Below are 14,243 nucleotides of genomic sequence, written 5' to 3' on the forward strand. Positions count from 1 at the left end.
CGTCGATCCGGGGTCGCTTTAACCCGTGTTGTCGCGTGCTCGCCTTGACGTCGGACCCGCTCGGCGCGATGAAAAGTCGGATTTTCGCACATTGAAGGATTTGAGGTCATGGCCAGCCGCGCGCAGCCAGCCTTATGGCGTGAGACGGTAAAGGCGGGAGCGGTGCGCAGCGGCGCGCTGATCGCCGCGATCGCGCTGTTCGTCGCGACGTTGCTGATGGCGCTGGCGCTGGCCAGCTATCATGCCAGCGATCCGGCGCTGAACACCGCGTCGGGCGGCTATCCCGCCAACCTGATCGGCCCGCCGGGCGCGTGGTTCGCCGATATCGCGCTGTCGCTGTTCGGCCCCGCCGTCGCGCTGCTGCTGCCGGTCGGGCCGATCCTTGCGATGCGGCTGTGGCGCGACCTGCCGGTCGGACGCTGGGCACGGATGCTGCGCGGTGCGGCGCTCGGCGTCGCGCTGATGGCCAGCGCGCTCGCCTTCGTGTCCGACGCGTCGGTCCTCGCACTTCCTGCAGGCTGGGGTGGCATCATCGGCCTGTCGGTCGCCAATGCCGTGCATTGGGGTCTTGGTTTCCTGGGCCAGCCGGTCGCCGAACTCTGGTCGGCGCGCGCCGTCGGCCTGGTCGCCGCGATCGCGGGTGCGATCGTCTGGGGCAAGAGCATCGAGATCGATCTGGGCGAGCGCAAGTGGCGCTTCCGGCGCAACCGGATCCCGGCGCTCGGCTATGATGACGGGGCCGACGGCTATGTCGGTGGGCCTGACGACGAGGACGAGCCGCTGACGCTGACGCGCAAGCCTGTCGAGCCGCGCGCGATCGCCGAACCCGATCCACGCCCCGCGCCCGTCATCGCCGATCGCCAGAACGCGCCGTCGCAGGCGAAACCCAAGGAACGCCAGCTCGACCTGCGCGACAATTACACGCTGCCGAGCGTCGACCTGCTGACGCCGTCGCCGCCGAGCCAGGGCAATGTCGTCGACAAGGCCGGGCTCGAGCGCAACGCGCGGCTGCTGGAGAATGTGCTCGACGATTTCCACGTCAAGGGATCGATCATCGAGGTGCGGCCGGGCCCGGTCGTGACGATGTACGAACTCGAGCCCGCGCCCGGCATCAAGGCGAGCCGCGTGATCGCGCTGGCCGACGATATCGCGCGCAACATGTCGGCGATCTCCGCACGCGTCGCGGTGATCCCGGGACGCAACGTGATCGGCATCGAACTGCCCAATGCGCGGCGCGAGGCGGTGTCGCTCCACGAGCTCGTCGGCAGCCAGACGTTCGAGGATCAGGCCGCGCAGCTGCCGATCATCCTCGGCAAGAACATCGCGGGCGATTCGGTGATCGCCGACCTCGCGCCGATGCCGCATCTGTTGGTCGCGGGTACGACGGGGTCGGGCAAGTCGGTCGGCCTGAACAGCATGATCCTGTCGCTGCTGTACAAGCTGACCCCGAACCAGTGCCGGATGATCATGATCGATCCGAAGATGCTCGAGCTGAGCATGTATGACGACATCCCGCATCTGCTGTCGCCGGTCGTCACCGATCCCGCCAAGGCGGTGCGCGCGCTCAAATGGGCGGTCGAGACGATGGAGGATCGCTATCGCCAGATGTCGTCGGTCGGCGTGCGCAGCCTCGCCGGCTTCAACGACAAGGTGCGTGGCGCCAAGGCCAAGGGGCAACCGCTCGGGCGGAAGGTGCAGACCGGCTATCATCCCGACACCGGCGCGCCGATGTACGAGGAGGAGAAGCTCGAATATGACGTGTTGCCGCAGATCGTGGTGATCGTCGACGAGCTGGCCGATCTGATGATGACCGCGGGCAAGGAGGTCGAATTCCTCATCCAGCGATTGGCGCAGAAGGCGCGCGCGGCGGGCATCCACCTGATCATGGCGACTCAGCGGCCGTCGGTCGACGTGATCACCGGCGTCATCAAGGCAAACCTGCCGACGCGCATCAGCTTCCATGTCACGTCGAAGATCGATTCGCGCACCATTCTCGGGGAACAGGGCGCCGAACAGCTGCTGGGCAAGGGCGACATGCTCTACATGCCCGGCGGCAAGGGCATCGTCCGCGTCCACGGGCCGTTCGTCAGCGATGACGAGGTCCGGCTGGTGGCGGATCACTGGCGGTCGCAGGGCCTGCCCGATTACATCTCGTCGGTCACCGAGGAGCCCGAGGACGGCTTCACGCTCGAAGGTTCGCCGACCGGCGAGGATTCGGCGGAAGACCAGCAATATCGCAACGCCATCCAGCTGGTCTGCGAGTCGCAAAAGGCGTCGACCTCGTGGCTGCAGCGGCAGTTGCGGATCGGCTACAACTCGGCCGCGCGATTGATCGAGCGGATGGAAAAGGATGGCATCGTCGGCAGGCCCGATCATGTCGGACGCCGCGAGGTCCTGCGCGATACCGAAGGGCATGCGATCTGAGGGGTTGAGGGGGGCGTCCACCACACCCTGCCCGTCATCCCAGCGAGGTCTGGGATCCAGAGCCACGCAGTCCGGCGCTCGTCATCCTGGATCCTGGGTCGAGCCCAGGATGACGGAGGCTCTGGCGGCGATGACCCGATCCTCACGCATCCCAGTTCACAACCCGTTCAAGCCGGGCCCGGCATTGCCCGGCGTCCAAGGAGATTTCGATGTTCAACACCCGCCCCGCGGTGATCGCGACGATCGCCGCCCTCTCGGTCGCCGCCGTGCCGTCGCCGATCGCCGCACAGGCGACCGGCGACCTCGCGGCCGTGCAGAAGCACCTGCAATCGGTCACGACGATGACCGCCGACTTCTCGCAGGCGGATCGCAACGGCAAGGTGCTGACCGGCGTGCTGACGCTCAAGAAGCCGGGCAAGCTGCGGTTCCAGTATGAGAAGGGCGTGCCGATCCTGATCGTGGCCGAGGGCGGCGCGCTGACCTTCATCGACTATTCGGTGAAGCAGGTGCAGCGCTGGCCGATCAAGAATTCGCCGCTCGGCGTGCTGCTCGACCCGAGCCGCGACATCACGCGCTATGCCAAGCTGGTGCCCGGCTATGACAACCGCGTCGTCTCGGTCGAGGCGAACGACCCCAAGCACCCCGAATATGGCCGCATCACCTTGGTCTTCGCACGCGATGCCGCCGCCCCCGGCGGGCTGATGCTGCAGGGCTGGGTCGCGCTCGACAGCCAGAACAACCGGACCACCATCCGCCTGTCCAAGCAGAAATTCGGTGGACCGGTCAGCGACAACACCTTCCGGTGGAACGACCCGCGCCGGACGCGGTGAGTCTGGTCACCTCCTGAAAATGAACGGCATTGTCGTTTCATTCATCCCGGCGACAGGTTCCTGGCGCTAGGAGCTGAGTCGCGGATGTGGGGCATTCGGGATTTTTCCCCCTGTTGCCCGGATGGTGTCCCCATTGTCTGCCTGCGTGACGAACGCTGAGTCGGCCCTCGCTCCACGCCCCCGGAGCGGGGGTCTTTTCGTTGATCGGCACGCCGCCGCGCGATCCTTGTCGCCACCCCCACGCGGCGCTACATCGCACGCGTGAAAATCGTCTCCTGGAACATCAACTCGGTCCGCTTCCGGATCGCCATCGTCGAGCACTTTCTGAAGGAAGCCGCGCCCGATATCCTGTGCCTCCAGGAAACCAAGGTCGTCGACGACGACTTCCCCTTCGAGACGTTCCGCGCGCTCGGCTATGAGCATATCGTGCTCCACGGCCAGCGCATGCATCACGGCGTCGCGATCCTGAGCAAGGTGCCGATCGTCGCCGACGACCGGTTCGACTGGCAGGCGAACAGCGAAGCCCGCCACGTCGGCGTGCGCCTGGAAAACGGCGTGCGGCTGGAGAATGTGTACATTCCCGCGGGCGGCGATGTCCCCGACCGCGACGCCAATCCGAAATTCGGCCAGAAGCTCGACTTTCTCGAGCGGATGACGCGCTGGTCGGAAACGCTCAGCGGCCCGACGATCCTGGTCGGCGATTTCAATATCGCGCCGCTCGAGGCGGACGTCTGGAGTCACAAGCAGCTGCTCGATGTCGTCAGCCATACGCCCGTCGAGGTCGAGGCGCTGGCCCGGCTCCAGGCGGCGGGAAACTGGGTCGATCTCGGCCGCCGCTTCCATCCCGCCCCTGCGCGGCTGTTCACCTGGTGGAGCTACCGCGCGAAGGACTGGGCGACGTCCGATCGCGGGCGGCGGCTCGATCACATGTGGGCGACGGGCGCGGCCGCGGACGCCGCGATCGCGCATCACGTCTTCGAGCCGTGCCGCAGCTGGCTCAAGCCCTCCGACCATATCCCGATCCTGACCGAGTTCGCCTTTTGAGCGATCGCCCCAATCCGCGCGCCGCGGCCCGCGCGGTCGATGCCCTGCGCCGCGGCTGGCCGATCGCGATCGACGGACTGACGTTGCTCGCGGTCGAGACGGCGGACGCGGACCGGCTCGCGGCATTCGATCCGCCGGCGACCGGCGGGGTGCTGATCTCGTCGGGACGGGCGGTGACGCTGAAGCTCGCCAATCAACTCGAGGCGGCCGACCCGACCGCCCCCGTCCTGGTCGATCGCGCGCCCTGGATCGATTTCCCCGCGGCGACCGCGCTTGCCGACCCGCAGTTCGACCTCGCGACGCCGCTCAAGGGTCCGTTCCGCACCCTGCCCGTCCCGCACCCCGACGCAGCCGCGGCCGCGCTGCGGCTCGCACGGATCGCCGGGCTGTTGCCCGCCTTCTTCCTGGGCAGCGGTGCGCCCGAGGCGACCGCGACCGCCGCCGATATCGACGCGCATGAGGATGCGACCCGGCTCGTCATCGCGACGCGGGCGCGGCTGCCGGTCGAGGGTGCGGAGGATGCCGAGATCGTCGCCTTCCGTTCGCCGGAAAGCGCCGACGAACACATCGCCCTCCTGATCGGGCAGCCGAACGGCGATGCCCCGCTCGTCCGGCTGCACAGTGAATGCCTGACCGGTGACGTGCTCGGCAGCCTCAAATGCGACTGCGGGCCGCAGCTCCACGCCGCGATTCACGCGATCCAGCACAGCGGCTGGGGCATATTGCTCTATCTGCGTCAGGAGGGGCGCGGCATCGGCCTGGTCAACAAGCTGCGCGCCTATGCGCTGCAGGATCAGGGGTTCGACACGGTCGACGCCAACACCCGGCTGGGCTTCGCGATCGATGCGCGCGATTTCGGTGTTGCCGCGCGGATGCTGAGCCTGCTCGGCCAGAACCGAGTCCGTTTGCTCACCAACAATCCGGCCAAGGTCGCCGGGCTCGAAGCGACCGGTGTTACGGTGGCGGAGCGCGTCCCCCATGCGCTGCCCGCCAATCCGCACAATGCCCGCTATCTCGCGACCAAGCGCGACCGCACCGGACATCAGCTTTGATCGATATACCTCCCTCGCGGCGGCTGATCGTCGTGTTCGGCGCCGCGGTCCGTGCGGATGGCAGCCCGAGCCCGACGCTCAAGCGACGGATCGCGTTCGCGGCCGCGGCAGCGGCACGCTATACCGAGGCGGACCTGTTCTGCTCGGGCGCGATCGGCCGTCATGGTCCGTCGGAGGCGTCGGTGATGGCCGATCGGCTGGCCGAAACGGTCGATCGGTCGCGGATCCATCTCGACGAAGCCAGTCTCGATACGCTGCAGAGCGTGGTCGCAGCCACTCGGTTCGCCCGCGCGGGGCATTATGCCCAGTGCATGATCTGCACCGACGGCTATCACCAACCGCGCATCCGCATGTTGTTCGCAATGTTGGGGATGCCCGCCAGCGCGATTCACGTCCCACATGGCGGCAGCCGCCGCTACCAGATCAAGATGCGCGCACGCGAGGCTGCGGCGATCCCCTATGACCTGGTCGCGGGCGTCGGCGCGATCCTGCGCAGGCGGCGGGCCTAGGCCCCCTCTCGCAGGACGCGCGCCACCGCGTTGAAATCGTCGGCCAGCGCATCGACGCCGATCGCCTTGAGCCGCGCGCCGTGATCCGGCCCGCAATGCGACCCCGCCGACAGTCCGATGACATAGCCGCCCGAGGCCACCGCGCCGGTCGCGCCGACCGGCGAATCCTCAAGGATCGCGGTCCGGCCGATGTCGACGCCGAGCCGTTCGGCACCGTAGAGATAGAGGTCAGGCGCGGGCTTGCCGTTCGTGACATGCTCGCGGCCGCTGTAGAGATGATCGCCGAACGCGTCGCGCAGGCCGATATGGTCGAGGTGCCGCGCGATCCAGCGGGTCGGGCTCGACGAGACGATCGCCTTGGGCAGGTCGGCCGGCAAGGCGCGGACGAAGGCGACCGCACCCGCGATCGCATCGATACCCGCGGCCATTACGCGGTCGTCCTCCGCCTTGCGCGCCGCGTAGAACGCCTCGGGCAGCGGCCGGTCGATCCAGCGCTCGATCGCGTCGACGAATTGCGGCCCGGCAAGCCCCATGAAGTTCGCCATCGACTCCTCCGGGGTGATCGGGTGCCCCGCAGCGGTCAGCCATTCGGCGATATGCCGGTTGCCGAGCGCCTCGCTGTCGATCAGCACACCGTCGAAATCGAACAGCAGCGCATCGAACCGGAATGCACCGGTCATGCGCGATGCCCCCGCGCGCCGAACAGTGCGCTGCCGATCCGGACGTGCGTCGCGCCGATCGTCACCGCGGTCTCGAAATCATCGGACATGCCCATGCTCAGCCCCGACAGCCCGCAATCGCGCGCAAGCTTTGCCAGCAGCGCGAAATAGGGCGCAGGCTCGACGTCGGCGGGAGGCAGGCACATCAGCCCCGCAACCGGGAGGTCGGCCGCGCGGGCCGCGTCGAGCAGCGCGGGCAGGTCGGCGATCGCACAGCCGCCCTTTTGCGGCTCATCACCGATATTCACCTGGAGATAGCAGTCGGGCCGCCGTCCGCTCTCGCGCATCGCCTTGCCGAGCGCCGTGACCAGCGACGGACGATCGACGACATGGATGCAGTCGAACAGCGCGACCGCGTCCGCCGCCTTATTCGACTGCAATTGCCCGATCAGGTGCAGGACGACGTCGGGGTATCGCGCCTTGAGCGCTGGCCATTTGTCCGCCGCTTCCTGGACGCGATTCTCGCCGAATATCCGCTGACCCTGTTCGAGCAGGGGTTCGATCGCCGCCGCCGGATGAGTCTTCGACACCGCGATCAAGGCGACGTCCTCGGGCTTGCGACCGGCAATCTCGGCAGCCTTGGCGATCCGCGCGCGGATCTCGGCCAGGCGCTGCGTGCGGTCGGTTTCGTCGGTCATGCCGTTCGTGTCTGTCATGCGGGGCGCTATAGGCAGCAAGATGCCGCACCGAAACCCCGTCCCGCGCCTCTGGCTGATGACCGACGAGCGGATGAGCGATGCGCTATGGCATGCGCTGCAGCGTATTCCACCCGGATCAGGGGTCGTGATCCGCCATTACCAGACGCCCCCGGCGCAGCGTCGGGCGCTGGCGCTGCGCATCCGCCGCATCGCGCAGGCACGACGGCTGGTGGTGGTTGCGCGGCCCGGATTTGCCGGGATCGATGGCGTGCATGGCGCCGGCCGCTGTGGGAGCCTGCGGACCTGGCCCGCGCATGATCGGCACGAGGCGATGCTCGGCGCGCGGGCCGGTACCGACGCGCTGTTCGTGTCGCCGATCTATCCGACGCGGTCGCATCCGGGGGCACCAGCGATCGGTCCCGCAGCCGCTTTGCGGGTTGCACGCGGACTCGACCTGCCGGTCATCGCGCTGGGCGGTATGACGGCCGCACGGTGGCGACGGCTTCGGGTATTGGGCTTTCACGGCTGGGCCGCGATCGATGCGTGGACGTGATAGGGGCGGTTCACGGCTTATCGCCGGTCAGCTGCGCCCGGATCAGAAGCGGAAGGCGGTCCCGAGATAGACGGCCTGGCTGTCGCGACGATCGTCCTCGAGCCGAACGAACCGCTCACGATCCGACCGATAGCGGACGCCGGCGGTCACATCGATGTTCCGCGTGAGCGAATAGGATCCGCCGAGATCGACCGAATAGCTCGGCGCATCCTCGACGAGACGCGGCGTATTGGCGAGCGGACGATCCGCCGCAGCCTTGACGCTGCCCGTGAACCGCTTGCCCGCATAGCTGACCGCCACATCGGCGGAGCTGCGACTGCCCGGCATCTCGGCCAGATCGACGCGTGCCAGATCGCCCGACACCGCAAACCGCTTCCAGCCGACCGACATGCCCAGATTATACGCGATCGGCGCCAATCCGACGGTCGGCGCGGTGCTGGTCGCGAGACGCGTGGTATCGATACCACGGTTGGTCTGCGCGCGGACGGCGACGGTGACGGCGCGATTGTCGCGACGCGTTTCGGCCGGGGTGAAGCGGAAGCTACCGGCATCGAAGCCGCCGCGCGCGAACAGCGCCGCGAGCCGGGGATCCGCCGCCGATGGGGTGAAGCCGCCCGTGCCCCGCACCGACAGCGCCGGGCGCTTGGCGATGCGGACCTGCTGTTCGGAAGCGCCGAACGCGGGCGCGACGAAGACCGCAGCGGCAGCAGCCACTCCGGCGAACATCCCGACCATCACGCGCTTGGCAACCAAAACAACAACTCCCTGCGAATCTTTTATAGACGAATCTTGTTACGATTCCTTCGCTGAACGGCAGCTAACACAGATCGATCCCCGTCAGCTATCCGCACCTAATGATTATCCAAAGGTGTTGCATCAGACACACAGAACAGGTCGAACGCCGTGGTTGCCGGACGAATTGCAGACGCCCACCCCATCCTTGCGGGTAGCAGGCCCGCCCTGTAGAGGCTGACGACGATCTATTGCCAGGATGATGCCGATGTTCCGCCCGCGTACCGCCCTCGTGGTTCTCGCCGCTCTGCCGCTGGTTGCGTGCGGCGGCGGCAGCGCCCGTCCCAAGGCCGATCTGGCCGCGTCGAAGATCACCACGATCGGCGTCAACAGTTATCTCTGGCGCGCGACGCTCGACACGCTAAGCTTCATGCCGCTGCTTCAGACCGACTCCAATGGCGGCGTCATCGTCACCGACTGGTACGTCAACCCGCAGACCCCGGCCGAGCGGATGAAGGTAACGGTATCGATCCTCGACCAGGACCTGCGCGCCGATGCCGTGCGCGTCGCGGCACTGCGCGAGATCAACCGCAACGGCCAGTGGGTGTCTGCACCCGTCCAGGCGGCGACCACGCAGAAACTCGAGGACATCATCCTGACCAAGGCCCGCGACCTGCGCCGCGCCTCGATCGCGGGCTGAGGACGACATCATGGCGTCGCGTTTCAATGCGTTGAAGGCGGACGCGGCGTGGCAGAAGGTCTGGGACGAACGCAAGACGTTCGCCGCTGACGATTCTTCGACCAAGCCGCGCTCGTACGTGCTCGAGATGTTCCCCTATCCGTCGGGGCGCATCCACATGGGGCATGTCCGGAACTACACGATGGGCGACGTGCTCGCGCGATTCCGTCGGATGAAGGGCATGGAAGTGCTCCATCCGATGGGCTGGGACGCGTTCGGCATGCCCGCCGAGAATGCAGCGATGGAAAAGGGCGTGCATCCGGGCAACTGGACGCGCGCCAACATCGCCACGATGAAGGCGCAGCTGAAGCGGCTGGGCTTCGCGCTCGACTGGACGCGCGAGCTGGCGACGTGCGAGCCTGAGTATTATGGGCACGAGCAGGCGCTGTTCCTCGACCTGTTCGCAGCGGGGCTCGTCTACCGCAAGGAATCGGCGGTCAACTGGGATCCGGTCGACATGACCGTGCTCGCCAACGAGCAGGTGATCGACGGGCGCGGCTGGCGTTCGGGCGCGCTGGTCGAGCGGCGCAAGCTGTCGCAGTGGTTCCTGAAGATCACCGATTTCGCCGACGAACTGGTCGACGGCCTCGGCGCGCTCGAGCATTGGCCTGACAAGGTCAAGCTGATGCAGGAGAACTGGATCGGCCGCAGCCAGGGCCTGCAGTTCAAGTTCGCGCTGGCGGGCAATGCGACCGGCATCGACTCGGTCGAGGTGTTCACGACTCGTCCCGACACGATGTTCGGGTCGAGCTTCGTCGCGGTCGCCGCGGATCATCCGATCGCGCGCGCCATCGCCGAGACGAACCCCGATGCGGCTGCGTTCATCGAACTCTGCAAGCGTGGCGGCACCACCGCGGCCGAACTCGACACGCAGGAGAAGCTGGGCTTCGACACCGGGATCCGCGCGACGCACCCGCTCAACCAGAGCTGGGAGCTCCCGGTCTACATCGCGAACTTCGTGCTGATGGAATACGGCACCGGCGCGGTGTTCGGCGTGCCCGCGCATGACCAGCGCGATCTCGATTTCGCGCGCAAATACGATCTGCCCGTCAAGCGCGTCGTCTCCGAAGGCGATGACGAGGCCCCCGTGTTCGTCGGCGACACCGCCTGGACGGGTGCGGGCAATCTCGTGAACTCGCACTTCCTCGACGGGATGGACATCGAGGACGCCAAGCGCACTGTGATCGAGCGCGCCGAGGGCGAAGGCTGGGGCAAGGGCACGACCGTGTTCCGCCTGCGCGACTGGGGCGTCAGCCGCCAGCGTTACTGGGGCACGCCGATCCCGATCATCCACTGCGACGCGTGCGGTGCGGTGCCGGTGCCGAAGGAGCAGCTGCCGATCGTGCTACCCGAGGACGTCAGCTTCGACATCCCCGGCAACCCGCTCGATCGTCATCCAACCTGGAAGCATGTCCCATGCCCTAGCTGCGGCGGGAATGCGCGACGCGAGACCGACACGCTCGACACGTTCGTCGATTCATCGTGGTATTTCATCCGCTTCGCCAGCCAGCCGGACGCCAAGCCGTTCGACCGGACGGGCGCGGAGAAGTGGCTGCCGGTCAACCAGTATATTGGCGGCGTCGAGCATGCGATCCTGCATCTGCTCTACGCCCGCTTCTGGACGCGCGCGCTGAAGCATATCGGCATGCTCGACATCGCCGAGCCGTTTGCCGGGCTGTTCACGCAGGGCATGGTCACGCACGAAACGTACAAGTCCGCGGACGGCCGTTGGCTCGGCCCCGACGACGTGCGCGACGGCATCGAGATCGCGACGGGTGACGCGATCACCGTCGGTCGTGTCGAGAAGATGTCGAAGTCGAAGAAGAACACCGTCGATCCCGAGCCGATCGTCGACCAATATGGCGCCGACGCGGTGCGCTGGTTCGTGCTCTCCGACTCGCCGCCCGAGCGCGACCTTCCCTGGAGTGAATCGGGTATCGAAGGCGCGTGGCGGTTCGTCCAGCGTCTCTGGCGCCTGATCGAGGCCGATGGTGCCGCCAAGGCCGAGGGTGACGACATCGCGTTGCGCAAGCTCTGCCACCGGACGACAGTGGGTATCGAGAGCGATATCAATGGCTTGCAGTTCAACAAGGCGGTCGCACGGCTCTACAGCCTGTGCAGCGCAATCGAGAAGGCACCGCAGTCCGCCGACCGCGAACAGGCGATCCGTACGTTGCTGCTGCTCGTCAGCCCGATGGTGCCGCACGTTGCCGAGGAAGCCTGGGCGACCGCCGGTAACGATGGCCTGATCGCCGACGCCGCGTGGCCCGAAGTCGATCCGGCGCTGCTGGTCGATGACGAGGTCACCATCGCGGTGCAGGTCAACGGCAAGCTGCGTGATACGCTCGTCTTCCCCAAGGGCGCGCCGAAGGATGAAGTCGAGGCGGCCGCGCTGGCCTCCGACAAGATTGTCCGCCTGCTCGAGGGCAAGCCGCCCCGGAAAGTGATCGTCGTGCCCGACCGCCTCGTGAACATCGTCGCATGACGCGGTACGCGCTTCTTGCCGGAGCCCTGTTGCTCTCGACCAGCCTGGCGGGTTGCGGGCTGCATCCGCTCTATTCGGGCGGCAGCAGCGGCGCGGTTGCCGGCACGCTCGGCCAGGTCGAGATCACGCCGATCGAGGGCAAGTCCGGGTGGCTGATGGCGACCGCGCTACGCGACCGGTTGCCGTCGAACGGCGGGGCACCGCTGTATCGGATCGACATCCGGCTCGAGGACCAGATCAACGGCCTCGGCGTGCGGCGCGACGACAGCGTGTCGCGCGAACGCCGGATCCTGCGTGCGCGCTATCAGCTCGTCCGGATCGGTGACGGCACCGTCCTGCTCGACGCGACGGCGGGATCGGACGCGGGCATCGATGTCGTCCGCTCCGAATATGCGACGATCGCCGCCGAGAATACCGCGCTCGAACGTCTGTCGGGCATCGTCGCGGATCAGATCGTCGCGCGGATCGCGCTCTATGCGCAGCGGACCCCGCCGACCCCCACGCCGGCCCCGTGAAGGCCAGCGCCAACCAGATCCGCGCCGCATTGGCCAGGCCCGGCCCCGATATCCGTCTCTATCTCCTCCACGGCCCAGACGAGGCCGGCGCAAGCGACCTCGCCCGCACGCTCGCCAAGGCGATGGGGCCCGATGCGGAGCGCGTCGATCTGGACGGCGCACAACTCAGATCGGATCCCTCGCGGCTCGCCGACGAGGCGGCCGCCATGTCGCTCTTCGCCACCGCGCGTCACGTTCGCGTCGCCTCGGCTGGCGAGGAGAGCCTCGATGCGTTCGCCACGCTGTTGAACGCCGATCGCGCGGGCAACCCGGTCGTTGCGATCGCGCCTAGTGTCAAGACGAGTGCGAAGATCGTCAAGCTCGCGCTCGAATCGCCGCGTGCGATGGCGTTCGCCTGCTACGCACCGACCGCCGCCGATGCAGAGCGGCTCGCCAGCACGATGGCGGGCGAGCAGGGCCTGCGCCCTGCCCCCGGCGTCGCACGCCGTTTGGTCGAGACCACCGGTGGCGACCGTGCGATCATCGCGCGCGAGATCGACAAGCTCGCGCTGTATCTCGACGCAAGCGCCGAACGACCGCATGATCTCGACCACGCTGCGCTCGATGCGATCGGCGCAGACCTCGGCGAGGCGGAGATGGGTCAGGCGATCGACGCGGCGATCGAGGGGCGTGTCGCCGATCTCGGGACCGAACTCGCGCGGCTGGAAGAAGCCGGAACCTCGCCGATCCCGTGGCTGCGGCAGCTCGTCCGCAGACTGATCGCGCTGGCCGAGATGCGCGGCGAGATCGATCGCGGCGAAGCTGTCGATACGGTGATGAAGCGCCACCGCGTCTTCTTCCGCGACGAGGCACAGACCGCCAAGTCGCTCCGCCGCTGGTCGCCGGTGATGCTTGCTACGGCCATCGCCCGAGTCCGCGCCGCCGAACGCGCGATCATGGCCCCGGGCAATCCCGGCGGGGTCGTCGCGGATGCCGCCATCGTTGCCCTCGCCCAGGCAATCGCACGCAGAAACTAAGCCCGCTGAATTCTCCCCGTCAGGCGAACGTACCGGACGGGAGTACGCGCAACGCTTCCCCCCAGACGTTCAGATCGCCCCGCCCGTCAGCCGCTGGCACACCATGTCGAGCTGATCGAGCGTCGAATAACTCAGCGTCAGCGTGCCGCCGGTCTCACTATGCGCAACGCGCACTTGAAGCCCCAGCAGATCGGCCAGCTGCCGCTCCAGAGCCGCGATATCCGCGTCAGGGATCCGTGCCTCGTTCACCGTAGTCGCCGCAGCTCCGCCCGACCGAGTCCGGCCCGGCTTGGCATCGCGCGCCAGCTTTTCGGTCTCGCGCACCGATAGGCCGCGGGCGATCACCTGGTCCGCCAGCGTCTCGACATCGGGCGAACCGAGCAGCGCGCGCGCATGGCCCATCGACAGCGATCCTTCGACCACCTGCGACTGAACCTGTGCAGGCAGTTCGAGCAGCCGCAACAGGTTGGCGACATGGCTCCGCGACTTATGGACGATCTTGGCCAGCACCTCCTGCGTGTGGCCATATTCGCCCGCCAGCCGCTGATAGGCCTGCGCCTCCTCGATCGCGTTGAGATCCTCGCGCTGGATGTTCTCGATCAGCGCGATTTCGAGCGTCTCGGCGTCGTCGAAGTCGCGGACGACCACCGGGACCTCGTGCAGCCGCGCCCGTTGCGCCGCGCGCCAACGGCGCTCGCCCGCGACGATCTGATAATCATGGCCGTGCGGCCGCACGATGATCGGCTGGATCAATCCGCGTGCGGCGATCGAGGCGGCAAGCTCGCTCAGCATCGCCTCGTCGAAATGCCGGCGGGGCTGGTCCGGATGCGGCGACAGCGAACTGACCGGCAGCATGCGCACGCCGCTGTGGGTCGGCGCGTCGCCGCTGGCGTTGACCGGCGCCTCGCGGGCCATCTCGCCGAGCAGCGCGTTCAGCCCGCGGCCGAGCCCCGGCCGGCCGCGCTTGGTACCTTCACTCATGCCAAT

At 67.5% G+C, this 14,243-nt stretch carries 14 protein-coding genes; 10 read left to right on the forward strand and 4 right to left on the reverse strand.

Annotated elements, in window-relative coordinates:
• Positions 1–108 precede the first annotated feature (108 nt).
• The 5 genes from ASE89_RS00780 (at position 109) to ASE89_RS00800 (ending at position 5,859) form a co-directional block, all read left to right on the forward strand.
• The gene (locus ASE89_RS00780) at positions 109–2,424 is read left to right on the forward strand and encodes a DNA translocase FtsK (RefSeq protein WP_056406624.1); all 2,316 of its coding nucleotides are present in this window, start codon (positions 109–111) and stop codon (positions 2,422–2,424) included.
• 209 nt (positions 2,425–2,633) lie between these two features.
• Positions 2,634–3,254, forward strand: a complete 621-nt coding sequence (locus ASE89_RS00785; protein ID WP_031395416.1) for a LolA family protein — start codon at positions 2,634–2,636, stop codon at positions 3,252–3,254.
• Between the two features lie 261 nt (positions 3,255–3,515).
• Positions 3,516–4,298 (forward strand): exodeoxyribonuclease III, encoded by a 783-nt coding sequence (locus ASE89_RS00790; RefSeq protein ID WP_056673163.1) that lies wholly within the window; start codon positions 3,516–3,518, stop codon positions 4,296–4,298.
• Positions 4,295–5,350: a GTP cyclohydrolase II gene (gene ribA / locus ASE89_RS00795; RefSeq protein ID WP_056406628.1), complete on the forward strand. Its 1,056-nt coding sequence runs from the start codon at positions 4,295–4,297 to the stop codon at positions 5,348–5,350. Before ASE89_RS00790 ends, ribA begins: the two co-directional genes overlap by 4 nt.
• Positions 5,347–5,859, forward strand: coding sequence for a YdcF family protein (locus ASE89_RS00800; RefSeq protein ID WP_082451168.1), 513 nt, complete (start codon positions 5,347–5,349; stop codon positions 5,857–5,859). Before ribA ends, ASE89_RS00800 begins: the two co-directional genes overlap by 4 nt.
• Here the strand turns inward: ASE89_RS00800 and ASE89_RS00805 are convergent.
• On the reverse strand, positions 5,856–6,539 hold the full coding sequence (locus ASE89_RS00805; protein ID WP_056673166.1) for an HAD family hydrolase: 684 nt from the start codon (positions 6,537–6,539) through the stop codon (positions 5,856–5,858). The genes ASE89_RS00800 and ASE89_RS00805 overlap by 4 nt on opposite strands.
• Positions 6,536–7,216, reverse strand: a complete 681-nt coding sequence (locus tag ASE89_RS00810) for a YggS family pyridoxal phosphate-dependent enzyme (protein WP_056675078.1) — start codon at positions 7,214–7,216, stop codon at positions 6,536–6,538. Before ASE89_RS00810 ends, ASE89_RS00805 begins: the two co-directional genes overlap by 4 nt.
• Positions 7,217–7,256: 40 nt before the next feature.
• On the opposite strand from ASE89_RS00810, the gene ASE89_RS00815 reads away from it, so the two are divergent.
• Positions 7,257–7,769 (forward strand): thiamine phosphate synthase, encoded by a 513-nt coding sequence (locus tag ASE89_RS00815; protein ID WP_056673168.1) that lies wholly within the window; start codon positions 7,257–7,259, stop codon positions 7,767–7,769.
• A 42-nt stretch (positions 7,770–7,811) separates the two neighbouring features.
• Here ASE89_RS00815 and ASE89_RS00820 read toward each other — a convergent pair whose 3' ends face one another.
• Entirely contained in the window at positions 7,812–8,522 is a 711-nt protein-coding gene (locus tag ASE89_RS00820) for a hypothetical protein (RefSeq protein WP_236701574.1), read from the reverse strand.
• Positions 8,523–8,769: 247 nt separating this feature from the next.
• Between ASE89_RS00820 and ASE89_RS00825 the strand changes: the two genes are divergently transcribed.
• Genes ASE89_RS00825 through holA form a run of 4 tightly spaced genes read left to right on the forward strand, consistent with a single transcriptional unit; the run spans position 8,770 to position 13,256 of the window.
• Complete coding sequence (locus ASE89_RS00825) at positions 8,770–9,201, forward strand: DUF3576 domain-containing protein (protein WP_031396163.1); 432 nt, start codon at positions 8,770–8,772, stop codon at positions 9,199–9,201.
• Positions 9,202–9,211: 10 nt separating this feature from the next.
• Positions 9,212–11,725, forward strand: coding sequence for a leucine--tRNA ligase (gene leuS, locus ASE89_RS00830; RefSeq protein WP_056673172.1), 2,514 nt, complete (start codon positions 9,212–9,214; stop codon positions 11,723–11,725).
• Positions 11,722–12,240, forward strand: a complete 519-nt coding sequence (gene lptE, locus ASE89_RS00835; RefSeq protein WP_056673175.1) for an LPS assembly lipoprotein LptE — start codon at positions 11,722–11,724, stop codon at positions 12,238–12,240. Before leuS ends, lptE begins: the two co-directional genes overlap by 4 nt.
• On the forward strand, positions 12,237–13,256 hold the full coding sequence (gene holA / locus ASE89_RS00840; RefSeq protein WP_056673179.1) for a DNA polymerase III subunit delta: 1,020 nt from the start codon (positions 12,237–12,239) through the stop codon (positions 13,254–13,256). The genes lptE and holA overlap by 4 nt, the downstream gene beginning before the upstream one ends.
• Before the next feature lie 69 nt (positions 13,257–13,325).
• On the opposite strand, the gene ASE89_RS00845 is transcribed toward holA, so the two are convergent.
• Positions 13,326–14,237, reverse strand: a complete 912-nt coding sequence (locus ASE89_RS00845; protein ID WP_056673182.1) for a ParB/RepB/Spo0J family partition protein — start codon at positions 14,235–14,237, stop codon at positions 13,326–13,328.
• Positions 14,238–14,243: the final 6 nt, after the last annotated feature.

This window comes from Sphingomonas sp. Leaf30, assembly GCF_001422525.1.
GTDB lineage: Bacteria > Pseudomonadota > Alphaproteobacteria > Sphingomonadales > Sphingomonadaceae > Sphingomonas > Sphingomonas aerolata.

What these genes read in the sequence shown, in the direction of transcription:
- ASE89_RS00780 (WP_056406624.1), top strand. Translation starts at nt 109, where the DNA reads ATGGCCAGCCGCGCGCAGCCAGCCTTATGGCGTGAGACGGTAAAGGCG.
- ASE89_RS00785 (WP_031395416.1), top strand. Translation starts at nt 2,634, where the DNA reads ATGTTCAACACCCGCCCCGCGGTGATCGCGACGATCGCCGCCCTCTCG.
- ASE89_RS00805 (WP_056673166.1), bottom strand. Translation starts at nt 6,539, where the DNA reads ATGACCGGTGCATTCCGGTTCGATGCGCTGCTGTTCGATTTCGACGGT.
- ASE89_RS00810 (WP_056675078.1), bottom strand. Translation starts at nt 7,216, where the DNA reads ATGACCGACGAAACCGACCGCACGCAGCGCCTGGCCGAGATCCGCGCG.
- ASE89_RS00815 (WP_056673168.1), top strand. Translation starts at nt 7,257, where the DNA reads ATGCCGCACCGAAACCCCGTCCCGCGCCTCTGGCTGATGACCGACGAG.
- ASE89_RS00825 (WP_031396163.1), top strand. Translation starts at nt 8,770, where the DNA reads ATGTTCCGCCCGCGTACCGCCCTCGTGGTTCTCGCCGCTCTGCCGCTG.
- leuS (WP_056673172.1), top strand. Translation starts at nt 9,212, where the DNA reads ATGGCGTCGCGTTTCAATGCGTTGAAGGCGGACGCGGCGTGGCAGAAG.
- lptE (WP_056673175.1), top strand. Translation starts at nt 11,722, where the DNA reads ATGACGCGGTACGCGCTTCTTGCCGGAGCCCTGTTGCTCTCGACCAGC.
- ASE89_RS00845 (WP_056673182.1), bottom strand. Translation starts at nt 14,237, where the DNA reads ATGAGTGAAGGTACCAAGCGCGGCCGGCCGGGGCTCGGCCGCGGGCTG.